A 16,877-nucleotide genomic window follows, 5' to 3' on the forward strand; every position below is an offset into this window, starting at 1 on the left:
TCCTCTAAAATTTGATGATGTAGTTAAGGGCGTAATAAGGTGGTAGATTTTCATGAGGCTCCCCACCACCTTGACTGCTGATCTTGGCAGAATACGATAGATTGGGCTCACTCCCGTCTCCGGGGTCTGAATCGTAGTGATTGGAACCTAACATAGTATGTGTTTCATCGAACTTTAAAAGCCGGTCGTAATCACCATTATTATGATTATGACCTGGAATTTGAGCAAGTGTTAAGGTAACTTTCTCTTTTCCTCCTGTTTTATGAAGATTGTAATTAAGCTCAGCATCAGCACCAATGATAAATTTCTTATGAAGATTTGGCAAATTCTCTTTTCCCAGAACCTCATACAATTCTGGATAGTCACTCTTATCAAAATGATTACCATTACATAACAACCATCCGTCTGGGGCTTCTGTTCCAGCATAAGGAACAACTGTGCCCACAGGAATTACATATCCAGTTTGATCTTTGATTCGTCCAGTAAATGTTACATTGCCGTCAGCGCACAAACTCATCACCGTCATATCGGCATCGGTACCATAATGGTTGTGGTCGTCCGGGTGCCCAGAAAGGGCAATATCGAGTTGAGTCCTTCCGCCTTCTTCCGTTTCAAAAGCCCCTACTCTGAAAGCTACTGTGTTAGAGTTCTTAACCCCCGTAACTGCAATTCGCCGCAACTTTAACATTTCTTCAGTTTCAATCTCGGGTGTTGCTGGTAAACCGGCGATTTCTAGTTTAAAGTTACTATCCAAACGCATGTATCTAGAATTATCATCTTGGTTGTAAAACACGACAGGATAATTTTCGCCGGTTTTACCTAGATCAGAACGGAATCTTAGAAGACCTGTATTTTGAATTTCACCGCCATCGAGAGTGATGCCATCTTGAACATTGAGCAAACCGTCTAATTCTTTTCTCGTTCCCATACGCACTTTCGTATCAACAACTAGAGGTGCTTTTTCAATTTGACAGACAAATTGCCCATCCTTATATCCTGGAACATACTGATAACTTAAATAGAGGTTAGCCTCTCCTGTGGGATGGGAGGTAATAATATTATCCAAGTTGATTAACATGGTTTTTCTTGCCGCCAATACCACATCAGCACTTTGGGGAATAAAAGTCCACTGCAAAGCTTGAACAACTCCCTCTACTTCAATGGTTTCGATATCGCCATTTTGTTGCCATTGGTCTCCCGCAATGGAGATGGTAATATTGTTAACTTGGTCTCGTGTTCCTAAGGCCCAGGGTACATCCGCTGCTGTTCCCACTTCTAAAGTTACTACCAACTGAGAGCAAAGATTAATATCTGCATCATAGTGGAAGATAATATCAGGAGCTGCTGAAGTGGGAAGGTTGGTATTAGTCAGGCGCAGTTGTAAACTGCTAGCTTCATCATAGGTATTGAGAACCTTGTTACAATTCACAAAACCAACATAAAGAGGGATGTTTGATTTTCCGCTTGATTGAACCATGGTTAATTCCAGAGTAATGTTTTCATCGTAATCACCGCCTTCAGGGATTTTCGCCGGGCTCATTACCTCAATACCTCCCTGGTCAAATTCCCAACTAATTGTCACATCAGCGGAGGTTATTTTATCAAAAGATTGAGCCGCAACTCCGGTTAAAATAACCTTCATCGTGTCTTGGTCAGACAGCCAAGTTTCTGTCCCTGTCCAGAGTAGGTAAATACTGACTCCATCTGCATTGGAAACAAAGCTAATTGACCAATCTGCGCTCTCCACAGCGATCGCACTAGGATCGGCTAAGATGCCAGGTAAAAAAGCCAACTTAAAATGGTAATTGTCCCCATCGGCTTGACTTACCCCGCCCATAGGACGAATAGCGATAGTTTTGTCTGAGAGGATATTGCTGATCTCGATATCCAGTGGGGGAACATCCTCCGGTTCCCCAATAACTAATACCAGACATTGTTGATCATCATCCTCCGTTTCTTGATAACACCAGGTAAACCCAAAGGGCATTTCGCTCATAATTTTATTTCCTGTTGTGAATGGTTATTTTTAGGAGGTAAGGAGTTAGGAGTTAGGAGGTTAGGAGTTGAGGAGTTAGGAGGTTAGGAGTTAGGAGATTAGGAGTTGGGAGTTAGGAGTTGGGAGGTAGGAGTTAGGAGTTGAGGAGTTTGGAGTTTGGAGATTAGGAGTTGAGGAGTCGGGAGTTTGGAGGTGGGAGTTACCAAAAATTATAGTTCGCCACATGTAGTCAGAAAAGAATTATTTTTATTCTTTATTCTTTCTTCTGTTTTCTATCTCCTGTCTCCTTACCTCCTTACTTCCTTACCTCCTAACTCCTTACCTCCTTACCTCCCTCCTATCTCCTTACCTCCTGTCTCCTAACTCCTTACCTCCTAACTCCTTACCTCCTAACTCACCTGCGGTGCAAAGATAAAACTATCCGAGACACCAGAATGGATACTGACTTTGCTAGTGTCAAAGCCTAATGCTGTTAAAAGGTCATCCCGTTGGGAATTACTTTCCACAGTTGCGTTAATGCGATCGCGTTTGGCTTGTTCGCTTGTTAAGCTGGCATCGGGGATAAATGCTGCGATGGTTTCCCAAATGTAAGAATTATCGATGGGTAAAGTGTCATAGAGTAAATGTTCAACGCCGATTACATCGGTTTCTCCAGGTTTGGGCTGTTCGGCAGGAACAATCTGGAAACTAAAGAACACATCTTCGATAAATGGGTCATCATTAGGTTCCGGGGGAACAATGTGTTCTGAAGAAATAGGATCACCCCAAGCAGCAACGGGTGCATATTTGGTGATGGGTATAAACTTGAATTTCCCTTTAGCACCCTCTTCGTCACCATTCCTGGTAATAGTAACATTGTGGACGGTGGTTAATTCATCTTTCTTAATTCCCATGGAATTAATTCCAAATGCCATCTCTGTACCCACAGATTGGTCAGCACCCCAAGTTTGTACCTGTTTCGCAGGAATAATACTATCGGTGGTCAATTCCAAGTCTTTAGGATTAATCACCCAGATTTCTGCGCCGTCTGTTTCGCGGATAATCTGCTTGCTTAAACCATCAACCACGGCAATGCTGCACACTTCATCATCTGGGGGCAAGAAAGCTCCCCTAAACTCATCCCAGTCAATGGGATTGGGATATTGAGACGTTTGATCCCCAATCTTGATGGTGACGGTAATAATGATAATTCTGATCTTGAATTTACAACCGAAGTCTGGACCCCAAAAACGAACATTGACCCCCAGACCCACGGCAAGGGCACCAATCCCCGCCCGCACAAAGAAGTGCCAGGAAACATCATAATGGTAGGGTTTCCAACTGATTAAGAAATCAATCCCCGCATCAAACTCAGCCCACAGAGCCCCCGCCCTAAAGGCAATGGCAAAAAGTCCACCTACCATTACTCCATAGCCACACAGAGCAAAATAGACCTGGGCGGTGGTAAAGGCATTATCGTCAATCTGCCAACTGTAGCCTAAGCGAGGTACATCAGGATAACGATCCGCAGCATAAAAACGGGGATGGTAGCCCCCTTGGGTAACAACAAAATCCCCTGCCCTTTCTCCAGCAAACCACAGCCCGAAAGCATAACCCCCTGTTAAATGACACTCTCGGCTAAACACATAGGAACTAGGGGTTAGTTGTCCCCGCACCATGAGCACCCCTTCAGCAGGAGCAAACCTTGATTCCATCACCATTTCTGCCACGGCAATTGGTTCAAACGGACCAGTTATGGTGGTAGGCAGCATTAAAGTGACAATGGCAATGAAATCGATCTCAAACCCACTGGAATCCAGGGCAATGTTCAACAGTCCAAAGCCATCCATGATCTTAAAGCAGGTGAATTTAATCCCTGCTGCCCCAAACCAAGCCCCAACTTCCGGAGGCATATAGTTAGACAAAATCAGCAACTCATCAGCCAGAAGCTGGGCACTCTCAGCAGGATCCGGTGCTTTTTGATCATGAACTGCCTCATCCACGAAAGGAAAGGCTACTAGTTCATCCAAGGTGGGAACAATTAGTCGGTAGTTATAACCAAATCCCCCTGATATACCGGTAACGAAGAAGAAAGGTGGTCCTCCCAAGGGATAGTTGAGTGCTAGGTAGAGAAAGAGACCAAAATTGTCGCTGTCAGTAAAGTTAGCAAAAGCCCCAATGGAAGATAGGGAGAGACATTTTTTGCCTCCCTTACCAATTTTCAAGCCAATAACGGCTGTTCCTAAAAATCCATCGTAGCTGCTGCCCTCAACTAGTAGGAAAGTGCCACCTATTTCTAGTCCACTGGTGATCACTTCTAAGCCAAAACCATCCAGGTTAAACGAAGGAGAAAACTCCATTAAAGGAGAACCTATGGACAACCCATTAAGGGTCATTACCATACGGGATACCTCTACAACCAATTGAGGCGTTAGGTTAATTTTTTGATTTTTATAGGTGAGTCCTACTTTCTCGAAATGCAGGGGGCCAAAGGATTTTTGTACTGTTAACCAAACACCATTTTCGGTGATAGTAACGGGAAGTTCTTCGTCATTGGAGCTGACATTGGAACTGGAAGCAGCAAGTACTTGCACATCGCTAGTTGGGACTAAACTACTACTCGGTTTCGCAGGAGGAGGAGGAGTAGTAGTCTTAGGACGGGATAAGGGGGTTAACCAAGCTTTGGCATAGGGACCAATTTCAAAGTGAGCGCCAATAGAAGCACCCCGTTTCAGGACATTTGTGCTGTTGCAGGGGGGTTTGATTCTTAGAGGTACTCCTATTTCTTCGAGGAAATAGTTAACTTGCATTAGCTGTTTGCGAGAGAATTCTTGTAATGCCACTAAAAATTCAAAAGCAAATTCACTATCAGCGATCGAAGGAGTTAATGCTTGGTTAACTAGGGGAATGTCGTTAAACATGATCCGGCCATTGAAACCAATACTAAACAGCATTGATCGTTTCTTGGCAACTACGGTACTGGAATTACCAGTATTATTTGGGTTAGCAGGGCAATCAATCACCATCACGATGCTGCTGTTCACCTTGAAATAACTCAATAACTCCAGGGGAATTAAATCACTGAGTCCGAAGGAAATTGTACTAATTAGGTCTTGGAGGGCAATCTCTAGACTTTTTTCAGCAGCCAGACTTGCCGTAATAATTGATGAGGACTGGGATTGACCTGGAGACTTTTTATTTTGGAAGAATAAGGTAAATCTCAGGACGAGGGTACCATCGTCATATTCTGCGATGTATTCTGTCTCGCCATCTTCAGACTCTGTAGGAGTATAGGTAATTGAATCACCCAGAGGAATATCAATTGTCCCACCATAGAGCCCGTCTTGTTTAGTATTTGGCGCATCCTCAACCTGAATTAGGATATTGGCATTTACTGCATTTACATTTTGGGGTTCTTCTGAGGTATCGGAAACCTCATCATCCGGTGCGACATTAATCGTTGCTGACCAAACAAATTGATGGAAAAAAGTTCCATCTATATCGACATAGTAGTACTCTATTGTACCAAGGTTAAATTCATTGGCAATGGTTGCTAAAACAACATCATTAAGCAGAGTAATAGCTAGTTCATTCCATAAAAAATTCTTTAAATCTTCGACGTTATTGAACCCTGCTATTTGCGCAATCTGATCAGCATTTAATGCGACCATTATTTCGACTCCTTAGAATTTGATGGTTGAAAAATATGATTTGTATCGGGAAACAGAATTTAGGAGGTTAGGAGGTTAGGAGATAAGAAGACAGAATTTAGGAGGTTAGGAGATAAGAAGACAGGAGATAGAATACAATTGAATCTTTTCTGACTACATGTAGTATAGTGAGGACTTTGGTCACTTCTACCTCCTGACTCCTGACTCCTGACTCCTGACCTCCTAACTCCTTACCTCCTGACTCCTGACTCCTGACTCCTAACTCCTAACTCCTAACTACTAACTCCTCTACTCCTCCTGTGCCCGACTCAGTTGCAACCAACCCTCATACAGTTGTTGGGGTTCAGAAAACGTTGCTGTGGGGTTAACCCCTTCAATTTCCGTGGTTTCTGACCACTCGTCACCACTTAGGGATACCCAAGACCACACAGCATTAGCTTGTTGGGGGACAGGAATTGCTAAACCACTGCTAGCATCAAAGGCTGGGGGATCAAGTTGATCGCCATCGTGGATGTCAATTGTCATATCAGTTTGGCGATCGCATAACATTGGGGTAGCCAGGAAATTAACTTCCATTGACTGTAATGCGGTCGTGTAGTTTTCCGACGGTAAGGTCAATTCTCGGTTGGGTAAGAACCCACAGGTAGCATGAATTGTGCCCCGAGGATCGATTAACATGGTCACTCCTTGGGGTGGTGCATCCACGGTTTGCTCGAAATACACCAACCCTTCTGCTTCCGTTTGAATCAAACTGTCATTGGATAAATTACTTTGGGGTGCATAGAAGATATTTCCTTCATAGTCATAACCTTCATCATTGTCTGCGGCGGTTTCTCGCCAATAACCCACTAACCCATCGTTGAGTTGTTGATAATCCCCTAAACGAATAGGAACTTTAACTTCCGTATACCCGTAGGTGGGTACTTCTTGGTCAGCGCTCTCAATTTTGACAGTAGGATCGCACACAGGTAATCCTTTAACCTCTAAGCTAAAGGTGGCACGTACCACAGCCATGGGTCGTCCAATTAATAATGCCAGAGTGCTATGGAGGGCAAACCCTTCGGGATCGATGGTGGCTAGGGAATTGTCTAAGGTAGAAAGAAACTGTTGTTGAAAACTTTCTCCTTGATTGAGGAGATACTCTACCAGCTTGCGCAGATGAGGATTAGAGATGCTGGCGACATCAGGAATACCAAAGCCTCCAGGGGCAGCCCTCCAATTACCAGCTCGATCTAAGGAACCCAAAGTTTTTCCTTGCTGGTCATAAATACTCAAGGTGCTGTCGAGATTATTGGGGACAATCCAACCACAAACGGGATTTCGGGCTGGCTTGGTAGTCATTTCGATCTCACTGGGAGCATCGGCTGCTAACCAGTGGAAGTTGAGACGGGCATTTTGGGCGAAACGAGGTGCCAATAAAAATTGATAGTCAACGTTATCAGGGGGAGTCATCCGGCTACTAGTTACCAAATCCGCTTGTCCTGCATCTGGGTCAATGACGGTAAAATGTCGTCCATAACTATCCACTAACCACAATTGATCGATGGTCATTCCTCCACTGCGGATCGGGTTGAAAATGTCTCCTGAGAGGAATTCGTATTGAATGCTGCTATCGCCTAAAGTCCAACGCACCTGATCCGTTACCAATTTTGCTGTGTTATTGGTAGTGAGGGGATCGTCCACTTCTAGTGACAGAGTGGGTTGGGAGAGCATGATGGTGTCGTTAAACCCACCGATAGTTTGGGCTTGACAGTCTAAATCTTCCATCTGTTCGTAAGCCCACAATGCTACGTAAATGGTATCTTGGGCTTTTTGCTCTTCGGTCATTGCTTGTACATCATCTGTAGCCTCATACCAGGATTTAACCGCCTCAAAATTTTCACTCAGGTAGTCTGGGGTTTGCTCGTCTTCGGGAATATTATTTTGATAGTAGTAAGTGGGCAAAAGTTGTGCGTTTAAATAACTAGTCAGTTGTCCGCTTAACTCTTCTCCCGCCGACGGGGTTAAAATGCTGAACCCCTTATAACTATTACCATCTGGGGTAAAACTGCTTTCCTTGCCAGGTTTCAGTTGGAGGTCGATGGCATTGGGTTCTAAGCTATAGTTATCCAGGATTTGATTGGGTTGATAATCTTGAACCACTCCCTCCTTCATCTCACGACTAGGATAGTTCAAGACATTCCACTGGAAAGCAAAGGGATTCCAAGGTTGCTGACTCCAGGTATTAAAGTTAATGGAGTCTTCTCCTGATGAGGGTTTAAGGCTATTAATTTTTGCTAAAAGCCCATCCACATCATTGGTAATGTTCGTAACATCAAAATCTATCGGGTAGCATTCTAAGAAACCATCCTCCCGCAACCGTCCATCTTGTCCAAAACGATTGGAAGCCTTGGCGGCGTCTCCGGTCAAGAGGACAAAGGGATCGCTAGGACGCCAGTAATTGTCACTAGGAACTTGGCAGAGGCGGTATTGGGTGGTGGAAGTTGTGTAGTTTGCGATCGCACTTCCTAAGTTACGAATAGCACCAACCAGGTTATAAGCGATTTGAGAGGCTGTAGGGGGAATATAGATGGTAAAAATCCCCCCTTCTACGTTAACGGGATAGGTTTGTCCTCCATCCTCAATATTCCAAGCCCTTCCTTCATAGAAGTTTGCTTCTCCTTGATTAGTTATGCTAACAGTTGGATTATCAGATAGTTCAATCCCACAGTTTCTAAATTCTGGCTTGATATAATCAGAAAAATTGCTATAACTTCCCTCAACGGCCTGATCTATCGCAGCTATGTAATCATTGAAGTAGCTACTTAACCTCGATACAACTTCAAAGGGCAAGGTTTTCGCTGTCACTGTGGTGCTGGTTCCCTGTCCAGAAAATTCTATTTCTCCCGCAGTAGCCATGGCTGTTCGCAAAGGCACCAGGCTGTAATCATTGACATCTCCGTAGAAGTTGGGATCGTCCCTCATGTAAAGGTACCATTGGCTATATAACCGACGCTGCAAGGATTCTATGTCTAGCTGAGCCTGATTATATTGCTCTTGGATGATGTTCAGTTCATTCAGTGATTGGGCTAAATCATCTGGTAAGGTTAAGTCATTCTGTGAAGAAGTATCCGTAGTGTCTGACTCATTCTTGGAAACCTGGGGCATAATTGACCACAGATAGCCATTTTTCTCCGTACCAAACCCCACTTCATGTCTTCCTGCTCGGAATTTGGCATACATATCGAGCTTGTTAAACTCTAACCTTTCTAATATTTGCAGGGCTTCTAACTGTTCTTCAACGATTTTGCCAATGGTATTGTTAGAGTTGCCACCAATAGTCTGATCCTTATTGGGATAGGAATTTGCTAAGTAAGCAGCCAGGGCTTCGGCGGGAGAATCTCCCACGGCTAGGTTAGGTTGGGATAAATCTGCGGAACCACCATTCCCACTGAAGGTAATGCGAGAATGATAGATAGTCTGGGGTGGTATGGCTGCTCCTGACTCAATCGTCCAACTAAATTCTTCTTGTAGAAGTGCCAGTAATTCTTCGGAGTCAGTAACCCCACTATTTTCTTCTAAAAACTTTTGGATACAATCCTGTCCACCATCGCTGTACCAACCCACCACATCATACTGTAAATCTAATCCAGGAGTCTCTGTGGGGTAATCAGGGTCGTGGAAACCAAAAACACTGTAGGAATTAGGATAAAATGCAGCAAAGGTGACTTTAACTGTATCTAATACGGGTACATTGGCATTGGTCCCTACGGCAGTTAAAGCTGCAGCATACTCTTTACTAGCATCATCCGAATCCCATTCTCCCAGTTCCCAACTTTTACCCATATAGCGGTAACGTTGATATTGATAAGTGCTGGCATCATCAGGATCTGTATCCACTACATCCGGTGGGTCAATGAGAATATTAATCGCCTTTGGTGGTGGGCTATTATCCTCTACTGGACGCTCAGGATAGAGATAGTCACTTTCGAGCACCCACTGTTTATCTCCCTTGTCTCCTCCTTGGCGGATAATCAGCCAACGATTGGGAACTTGAGGGAAAGTAGTGAAGGTATTATGGGTTCCAGTAGTGAGGGCATCGGGTATAGACCAATGGAGATGGATACCCGCTTCCAGAGTCAATTGGTGGTTAAATAAGGGGGCGAGAGCCTGTTCACTGAGGTTTGCTTGTCCAGAACCATGGGTTTCCCCTTGATATTTATAGGGTAGTAGGCTGTAGTCTGCCATGGTATCAAGGACTTCCTGGTCGTTTGCCAGACACAGAGCATCAAGATTAATGGGAACAAGTAGAGTGTTGCTCATGGGTAGTTATTTACACACGATTTGCAGTTTACTATTTTTTTGTGACAAAAAAAAATAGGTGTTTTTGCTGGGGGAGTGACATGCAATCTGAAATCCTTACTGGGGAATAATTTCAGCTTATAAGTTAAAAAAAAATAATTTTTTTTTTGACCTTAAATTGAACATAGTTATAAGGGTTTGAGCTTGCCATTAAATGAATCGATGGTGAATTTTGGACTGTATCTTCCATGATATCATTGGCATCAAAGCCTTATATAAATACTCGGACAAAAAGAAACGTTAATGTATAAATTTTTGTAAATAAAAGTCAGAATTATAATTAATCTTTTTTTTAGTTTTGGGTTCAGCCAATTGTGAGATGATAATAAAATTGTTTTGATCATGGGATTAATGTCATCTCTTTCTTTAATAGTCTTTACTCCTAACTCTTTGGAGGAGGTAAGGAGGTAAGGAGACAGGAGGTAAGGAGATAGGAGGTAAGGAGTTAGGAGTTAGGAGTTAGGAGTTAGGAGTTAGGAGTTAGGAGTTAGGAGGGAGGAGGGAGGAGTTATAAGTTATAAGTTATAAGTTATAAGTTATAAGTTATAAGTTATAACTTATAAGTTAAAAATGATTGTACCAGTAGTTAGTCATAAGTCGCAAAAGTGAATTAAAAAATATTCTGTTTTCTAAGTCAATTTTTCTCTATACTGTTTGATGCATAAGTTAAAAATGATTGTACCAGTAGTTAGAAGTCGCCAAATTGAATTAAAAAATATTCTGTCTCCTAACTCCTAACTCCTAACTCCTACCTCCTAACTCCTAACTCCTACCTCCTAACTCCTAACTCCTACCTCCTAACTCCTAACTCCTAACTCCCACCTCCTAACTCCTAACTCCTAACTCCTACCTCCTAACTCCTATCTCCTAACTCCTAACTCCTAACTCCTAACTCCTAACTCCTACCTCCTAACTCCTAACTCCTACCTCCTAACTCCTAACTCCTAACTCCTAACTCCTACCTCCTAACTCCTAACTCCTAACTCCCACCTCCTAACTCCTAACTCCTAACTCCTACCTCCTAACTCCTATCTCCTAACTCCCACCTCCTAACTCCTAACTCCTAACTCCTAACTCCTACCTCCTAACTCCTATCTCCTATCTCCTAATTTTTTAATTGTAAATAATTATGACAATTAAAAAAAAATCGAGATTTTTTTGATTTTCCACTTGACAACAATACTAGCCAATGTTTATAATATAATCATTGGAAAAAGAGCCGCGCTTCTTGCTTGACCCGGCACAAGCGCGGCTCTTTCCCAAACCACAGTTTAGGTAACTCTATAATATGGCAAAAAAACGATTCGTTCATCATCCCATCGATTATCACGAAGCTATGGAGCGTCTTGAACAGCTTGGACAACAGAGGGAGCCAAGGGAGGAAAATATCTATCCCTATCCCATCACGGAACGAGAGCAAATCCTAATCCTACTGTACAGTTACTGCCAATTGGGCATGACACCGCAACGGTTTTACCAGAAGTGGGACCTGACTCGCGAAGATATGGCTTTGATCTGCTCCTGTTCCGTTCAAACCGTTAATGGCTGGTTTTCCACTAGTCGTCGCTGTTATCCTCCCACTGCTGGTCACTTGCGCCATCTAGCGATTATGGATTTTTTGTTGGAGGATTTTGAGACTATTCCGAAGGAGTTATTGGAGCGATTGTGCTTGAAGGAGGAGAGAATGTAGAATGTAGAATGGAGAATTAAGAATGTAGAATGTAGAATGGAGAATTAAGAATTAAGAATGGAGAATGGAGAATGGAGAATTAAGAATTAAGAATGGAGAATTAAGAATGGTGAAGTCAGAAGGCAGAAGGCAGAAGGCCGGGCGTTGCTTAATAATGGAATAATTTTATGAATTTTGTGGAACGGGCATCTTGCTTCTGATATTTTCACCCCAGGCAGGATGCCCACCCCACTCATATTCATTCCTTGATTCAGCAACGCCGAAGTCAGAATTCCCAATTCTAAATTCTAAATTCTACATTCTACATTCTACATTCTACATTCTAAATTCTTCATTCTTAATTCTTAATTCTCAAGATAGAGGCTCGTTAAAATCATCACTGATCCATCCTTGTCCTTCTAGCAAGCCTGAAATCCGAGGAGCCTGAGATTGACTGGGCTCAGATTTAACATACTTGAGAGCCAGAAACTCGACAAAATCAAACACCATGCGTTGTTGCTGTGGTGGTAATGCCTGCAAGCTTCTGAGAAAATCTTTAGGTAAACCTATCGTCTGGTAATTCATCACTATCCTTTCATCAAACACTAATAGCTGCTGACTTGATAGAAGGCGTTGCTGAATAATGGAATGATTTTAAGAGTGAGGTGGAATGGGCATCTTGCGTGGAACTGGCATCTTGGTAGAACTGGCATCTTGCCAGTTTCCTCCTTATTTTCGAGCGGGCAGGATGCCCACTCTACTCATATTCATTCAAAGATTCAGCAATGCTTGGATAGAACTTATCCAATCTTATCTATTCTTAAGCACAATGTCTTGATGCAGCGCAGTCATGGGTAATTGCTATGTTAAAATATCATTCCAATAGCTGGTAAGTGAGGAGTGTAGCTATTGCAACAACTATTACGTATCTCTAGAGTAATTGATAGCTTCAATGAGAGAATCGGTCGCTTAACCTACTGGATTTTGCCACTGATGATCCTGATTGGTGTGTGGAATGTGGTTGGTCGCTACTTGGGACGTTTTATAGGAGAAAATTTGAGTTCTAATGGGTTTATCGAAACTCAATGGTACTTGTTTGACTTAGTATTCCTGTTGGGGGCGGCTTACACTCTCAAGCATAATGGCCATGTGCGAGTGGATGTTTTTTATAAGAGTTTGAAGCCAAAGGCTCAAGCGATCGCTAATTTAATTGGGACATTATTGTTCTTAATTCCCTTCTGCATCATGGTAATTTATTTTTCTTGGGGAGCAATTGTTAATTCCTGGACGATTCAAGAAATGTCCCCAGATCCAGGAGGGTTACCCCGTTATCCAATTAAATCCATGATTATTGTCAGCTTTGGGTTGCTGATTCTTCAAGGAATCTCAGAAGCGATCAAAAACTGGGCAATTTTTGCCGGATATTTGGCACCCCAGGAGGAGGACTAAAACCATGGGTTATGACTGGTTAGGTCCAGCCATGTTTGGCGGTGCCTTGGTATTACTTTCGCTTGGCTACCCGGTGGCTTTCTCCCTAGGTGGGGTGGCAATTTTGTTTGCCATCATAGGAGTGAGTTTGGGTATCTTTGACCCGATTTTCCTGACCGCTATGCCCCAGCGGATTTTCGGTATCATGGCCAACTACACTCTCCTAGCCGTGCCCTACTTTATTTTTATGGGTTCCATGCTAGAAAAATCTGGCATTGCTGAGCAGCTGTTGGAAACCATGGGAATTCTGTTTGGACGGCTGCGAGGGGGATTGGCCTTAGCGGTGGTGATTGTGGGTGCGTTGCTGGCGGCATCTACTGGAGTCGTTGCCGCAACAGTAGTGGCAATGGGACTGATTTCCCTCCCAATTATGTTGCGCTACGGTTATAACAAGGAACTAGCCACTGGGGTAATCGTAGCATCGGGGACATTAGGACAGATTATCCCCCCGAGTGTAGTCCTGGTGGTATTAGCAGATCAGTTAGGAATATCCGTAGGAGACCTGTTTATCGGTTCCGTGATTCCTGGTTTAATGATGGCTGGGGCGTTTGCCATTCATGTGATCATCGTAGCATGGCTCAAACCAGACGCAGCACCAGCCCTACCACTAGAAGTCCGAGATATCAGTGGAAAAGCGTTGGGAAAGCGGGTAATCCAATCAATGATACCGCCATTATTGTTAATTCTATTAGTATTGGGCAGTATATTTTTTGGCATTGCCACTCCAACAGAAGCAGGGGCTGTGGGTTGCCTCGGCGCAATGGTATTGGCTGGTGTGAATGGTCAGTTGAATTTGCCATCCCTGCGACAGAGCTCTGATGCGACGATGCGGATTACCAGCATGGTGATTTTTATATTGCTGGGTTCAACAGCATTTAGTTTAGTGTTTCGTGGCTTGAATGGCGATCGCGTCATGGAAGCGATGCTGTTAAACCTTCCCGGCGGTTACATTGGCTTCCTAGTAGTCAGTATGTTAACTATTTTCCTACTAGGCTTCTTTATTGACTTTTTTGAGATTGCCTTTATTGTAGTACCGCTGTTTGCTCCAGTCGCCCAACAGCTTAACCTTGACTTGGTCTGGTACGGGGTAATTATCGGAGCGAATCTCCAAGCCTCATTTCTGACACCACCCTTTGGCTTTGCTCTGTTTTATTTACGGGGTGTTGCCCCACCAGAGGTGAAAACCATGGAAATTTACCGAGGTGCGATTCCCTTTATTCTGTTGCAACTGCTGGTGCTAGTGTTGATTATTGCCTTTCCTGGTATAGTCAGTTTCTTGCCCTCTTTGAGTACTTGACAAGCTAGGTTAATGGGAGTCGGGAGTGGAACAGGCATCTTGCCTGTTACAATTCCCAGTCGGGAGTCGGGAGTCGGGAGTGGAACAGGCATCTTGCCTGTTACAATTCCCAGTCGGGAGTAGTTGATGTAGGGTGGGCAGTGCAGCAGACAGATAATGAAGCTTGCAAAGTTGGTAGGCACTGCCCACCCTACGATTAATGACTCTGGTGGTAGTCGGTAGTAATATTGACTAATGTAAAGGAAAATTAACTTAATTTAAACCGATACTGTGAAATCCAATCTATCACTGCCCCATCACAACACCTTAAAAGCGTCCCAGTTACCGACTATAGTCACAGATAGCCTCACGGTTTTGTGGGGGGACTGGCTAAAGTTACGGGTGCGAGCCACCCAAGTCGTTGCTAGTGGGCTAATCTCCCCAGTGATCTACATATTGGCATTTGGTCTCGGCCTAGGGAGTACCTTAGATCGGACAATGACTCCCCCAGTTGGTGAATCCTATTTAGAATTTATTCTGCCAGGAATGGTGGCGCTGTCGTCTATGACCATTAGCTTTGCTGGCACTACCTTTTCCATTTGCGGTGATCGGCTATACACCAAAACCTTTGAGGAAACCTTGTTGATGCCAGTCCATCCCTTAGCCTTGCATGTCGGCAAAATGATGGCGGGGATTTTGCGGGGATTAATGACATCTGCTTCAGTTATTTTGGTAGCAGTGCTGTTTACTGGGAAAGTATGGAGTTTTCTCAATCCCTTATTTTTCTTGTTGCTAGTGCTTAATTGTGCTGTGTTTGCCGGTTTAGGGGTGATAGTGGGATTGAATGTCAAATCCTTGGAAATGGTTGGTCTTTTCAACAACTTCTTAATTGTTCCAATGTCCTTCCTAGGTGGGACGTTTTTTGACCCAGGGACCTTACCTACAGTCTTAAAAGTGATTGTCTATCTATTGCCTCTAAGTTATACCAGCACTGGACTCCGGGCTGCTGCTTACTTACCCCTGTCTGAGTTTCCCTGGTATGCGATACCGATTCTGCTGGGGTTTGCGATCGCACTTTCTCTATTTGGTGCTCACCAATTTGCTCACCAGCAAGACTAATTAGGCATACTTACACCCTTACCTAGGTATTAGGCTTTGCTGAATAATGGGATGAGTGTAATGGCAATGTGACCGTAAAGGCTGTACCAACTCCCACTTCACTCTCTACACAAATCTCACCACCGTGGAGGTTAACACATTTTTTGACAATTGCTAATCCTAGTCCGGTACCAGAGATAGTACCAACATTACTACTGCGCTGGAAAGCCTCAAATAACCGTTCTTGGTCTTCTGGGGGGATGCCAATGCCAGAATCTTGGATCCGGAACATCGTACTATCATCACTCATGATCAGATCAAATTGGATATCACCCCCATCCGGTGAATACTTAATCCCATTGGAGAGCAAATTAGACAGAATTTGCCGCAATAGTTTTTCATCTAGATCAGCTTTGCAAAACCAACCCTGATTACTACAGCAGGAAGTTTCCTTTGAATTATCTATACAGTTAAAGTTAATAGTAAACCCAGTCTTAGCTGTTAGTTTAAATTCTTCCACAATTTCCTTACATAAGGCTACCACATCTATAGGTAATGGTTTGAATTCCAATTTTCCTGCCTCAGCTTTACTGAATAGCAGTACATCACTCACTAACTTAGTCAGATGTTGAACCGTCGTTTGAATCCGCTGAAAATAACGTCGCTTTTTTTCGGAAGACCATTTATGACTGTAATGTTCTAATAATTCTGCCGAAGAGAGGATGGTGGCCAGTGGGGTGCGATATTCATGAGAAACGACTGAAACAATCCGAGATTTGAGGTCATTGAGTTCTTTTTCTTTATTCAACGCCTGACGAAGTTCTTCTTCCAAGGACTTCCGATTTGAAATTTCCTCTTGCAGGTACTGATTTTTTTGCCTTAATTCATCGGTTTGTTCTGCAACGCGATGTTCTAATTCTTCATTGAGTCGTTGCAATTGCTCCTCACTTTGTCGAAGCTGCTTCATAGTATTGGCTCGCTCAATAGCGTAGCGAATTGTGCGCATCAGCAATTCACTATCAATTTTGCCCTTGACTAAATAATCTTGTGCTCCTTTTCGTAATGCTTCTAGGGCAGTAACTCTATCATTAAGACCCGTTAACACCACAATGGGTAAATCCGGTACTACCTCGTGGGTTTTTGTTACCGTAATCAATCCCTGTTTATCCGGTAACGATAGGTCTAACAAGACTATATCAAAATGATGTTTACTGAGGGAATCAATAGCATCTTGTAACTTTTCTACCTGCACCAGTGACCACTGAATCTCTTGAGCATCAGTTAAAATGATTTGGAGAAGATCCGCATCAGCTGGGTTATCTTCTACTAGCAGTATTTTCAGGGAATTGGTGTCCATAT

The 16,877-nt window shown here is 43.4% G+C and carries 11 protein-coding genes; 5 read left to right on the top strand and 6 right to left on the bottom strand.

Features of this window, described 5'->3' with window-relative positions; genetic code table 11:
* Positions 1–4 precede the first annotated feature (4 nt).
* From F6K53_RS26055 to F6K53_RS26065, 3 genes are all read right to left on the bottom strand, one after another.
* Positions 5–1,996 carry a tail fiber protein gene (locus tag F6K53_RS26055; protein ID WP_293069380.1) on the bottom strand — a complete coding sequence of 664 codons (1,992 nt, stop codon included), beginning with the start codon at positions 1,994–1,996 and terminating at the stop codon, positions 5–7.
* Positions 1,997–2,385: 389 nt separating this feature from the next.
* The gene (locus tag F6K53_RS26060) at positions 2,386–5,646 is read right to left on the bottom strand and encodes a DUF6603 domain-containing protein (protein ID WP_293069382.1); all 3,261 of its coding nucleotides are present in this window, start codon (positions 5,644–5,646) and stop codon (positions 2,386–2,388) included.
* 288 nt (positions 5,647–5,934) lie between these two features.
* On the bottom strand, positions 5,935–9,948 hold the full coding sequence (locus tag F6K53_RS26065; RefSeq protein WP_293069384.1) for a hypothetical protein: 4,014 nt from the start codon (positions 9,946–9,948) through the stop codon (positions 5,935–5,937).
* A 1,327-nt stretch (positions 9,949–11,275) separates the two neighbouring features.
* Between F6K53_RS26065 and F6K53_RS26070 the strand changes: the two genes are divergently transcribed.
* Positions 11,276–11,677: a hypothetical protein gene (locus F6K53_RS26070; protein WP_293030289.1), complete on the top strand. Its 402-nt coding sequence runs from the start codon at positions 11,276–11,278 to the stop codon at positions 11,675–11,677.
* Between the two features lie 351 nt (positions 11,678–12,028).
* Here F6K53_RS26070 and F6K53_RS26075 read toward each other — a convergent pair whose 3' ends face one another.
* A complete protein-coding gene (locus F6K53_RS26075) occupies positions 12,029–12,241 on the bottom strand; it encodes a DUF2281 domain-containing protein (protein ID WP_293069387.1) in 213 nt (70 codons plus the stop codon).
* Between the two features lie 85 nt (positions 12,242–12,326).
* Between F6K53_RS26075 and F6K53_RS26080 the strand changes: the two genes are divergently transcribed.
* From F6K53_RS26080 to F6K53_RS26090, 3 genes are all read left to right on the top strand, one after another.
* A complete protein-coding gene (locus tag F6K53_RS26080) occupies positions 12,327–12,494 on the top strand; it encodes a hypothetical protein (protein ID WP_293069389.1) in 168 nt (55 codons plus the stop codon).
* Positions 12,495–12,565: 71 nt separating this feature from the next.
* Entirely contained in the window at positions 12,566–13,105 is a 540-nt protein-coding gene (locus F6K53_RS26085) for a TRAP transporter small permease subunit (RefSeq protein WP_293069391.1), read from the top strand.
* A gap of 4 nt (positions 13,106–13,109) precedes the next feature.
* On the top strand, positions 13,110–14,441 hold the full coding sequence (locus F6K53_RS26090; RefSeq protein WP_293069393.1) for a TRAP transporter large permease subunit: 1,332 nt from the start codon (positions 13,110–13,112) through the stop codon (positions 14,439–14,441).
* A 9-nt stretch (positions 14,442–14,450) separates the two neighbouring features.
* On the opposite strand, the gene F6K53_RS26095 is transcribed toward F6K53_RS26090, so the two are convergent.
* The gene (locus F6K53_RS26095) at positions 14,451–14,630 is read right to left on the bottom strand and encodes a hypothetical protein (protein ID WP_293069395.1); all 180 of its coding nucleotides are present in this window, start codon (positions 14,628–14,630) and stop codon (positions 14,451–14,453) included.
* An 81-nt stretch (positions 14,631–14,711) separates the two neighbouring features.
* Here F6K53_RS26095 and F6K53_RS26100 point away from each other — a divergent pair, with 81 nt between their 5' ends.
* A complete protein-coding gene (locus F6K53_RS26100; RefSeq protein WP_293042015.1) occupies positions 14,712–15,539 on the top strand; it encodes an ABC transporter permease in 828 nt (275 codons plus the stop codon).
* 22 nt (positions 15,540–15,561) lie between these two features.
* On the opposite strand, the gene F6K53_RS26105 is transcribed toward F6K53_RS26100, so the two are convergent.
* Positions 15,562–16,875 carry an ATP-binding protein gene (locus tag F6K53_RS26105; protein WP_293042012.1) on the bottom strand — a complete coding sequence of 438 codons (1,314 nt, stop codon included), beginning with the start codon at positions 16,873–16,875 and terminating at the stop codon, positions 15,562–15,564.
* Between the last annotated feature and the right edge of the window lie 2 nt (positions 16,876–16,877).

Origin of the sequence: Moorena sp. SIO4A1, assembly GCF_010672065.1 — a bacterium.
Taxonomy (GTDB): domain Bacteria; phylum Cyanobacteriota; class Cyanobacteriia; order Cyanobacteriales; family Coleofasciculaceae; genus Moorena.

What these genes read in the sequence shown, in the direction of transcription:
- F6K53_RS26055 (WP_293069380.1), bottom strand. Translation starts at nt 1,996, where the DNA reads ATGAGCGAAATGCCCTTTGGGTTTACCTGGTGTTATCAAGAAACGGAG.
- F6K53_RS26060 (WP_293069382.1), bottom strand. Translation starts at nt 5,646, where the DNA reads ATGGTCGCATTAAATGCTGATCAGATTGCGCAAATAGCAGGGTTCAAT.
- F6K53_RS26065 (WP_293069384.1), bottom strand. Translation starts at nt 9,948, where the DNA reads ATGAGCAACACTCTACTTGTTCCCATTAATCTTGATGCTCTGTGTCTG.
- F6K53_RS26070 (WP_293030289.1), top strand. Translation starts at nt 11,276, where the DNA reads ATGGCAAAAAAACGATTCGTTCATCATCCCATCGATTATCACGAAGCT.
- F6K53_RS26075 (WP_293069387.1), bottom strand. Translation starts at nt 12,241, where the DNA reads ATGAATTACCAGACGATAGGTTTACCTAAAGATTTTCTCAGAAGCTTG.
- F6K53_RS26080 (WP_293069389.1), top strand. Translation starts at nt 12,327, where the DNA reads ATGGGCATCTTGCGTGGAACTGGCATCTTGGTAGAACTGGCATCTTGC.
- F6K53_RS26090 (WP_293069393.1), top strand. Translation starts at nt 13,110, where the DNA reads ATGGGTTATGACTGGTTAGGTCCAGCCATGTTTGGCGGTGCCTTGGTA.
- F6K53_RS26105 (WP_293042012.1), bottom strand. Translation starts at nt 16,875, where the DNA reads ATGGACACCAATTCCCTGAAAATACTGCTAGTAGAAGATAACCCAGCT.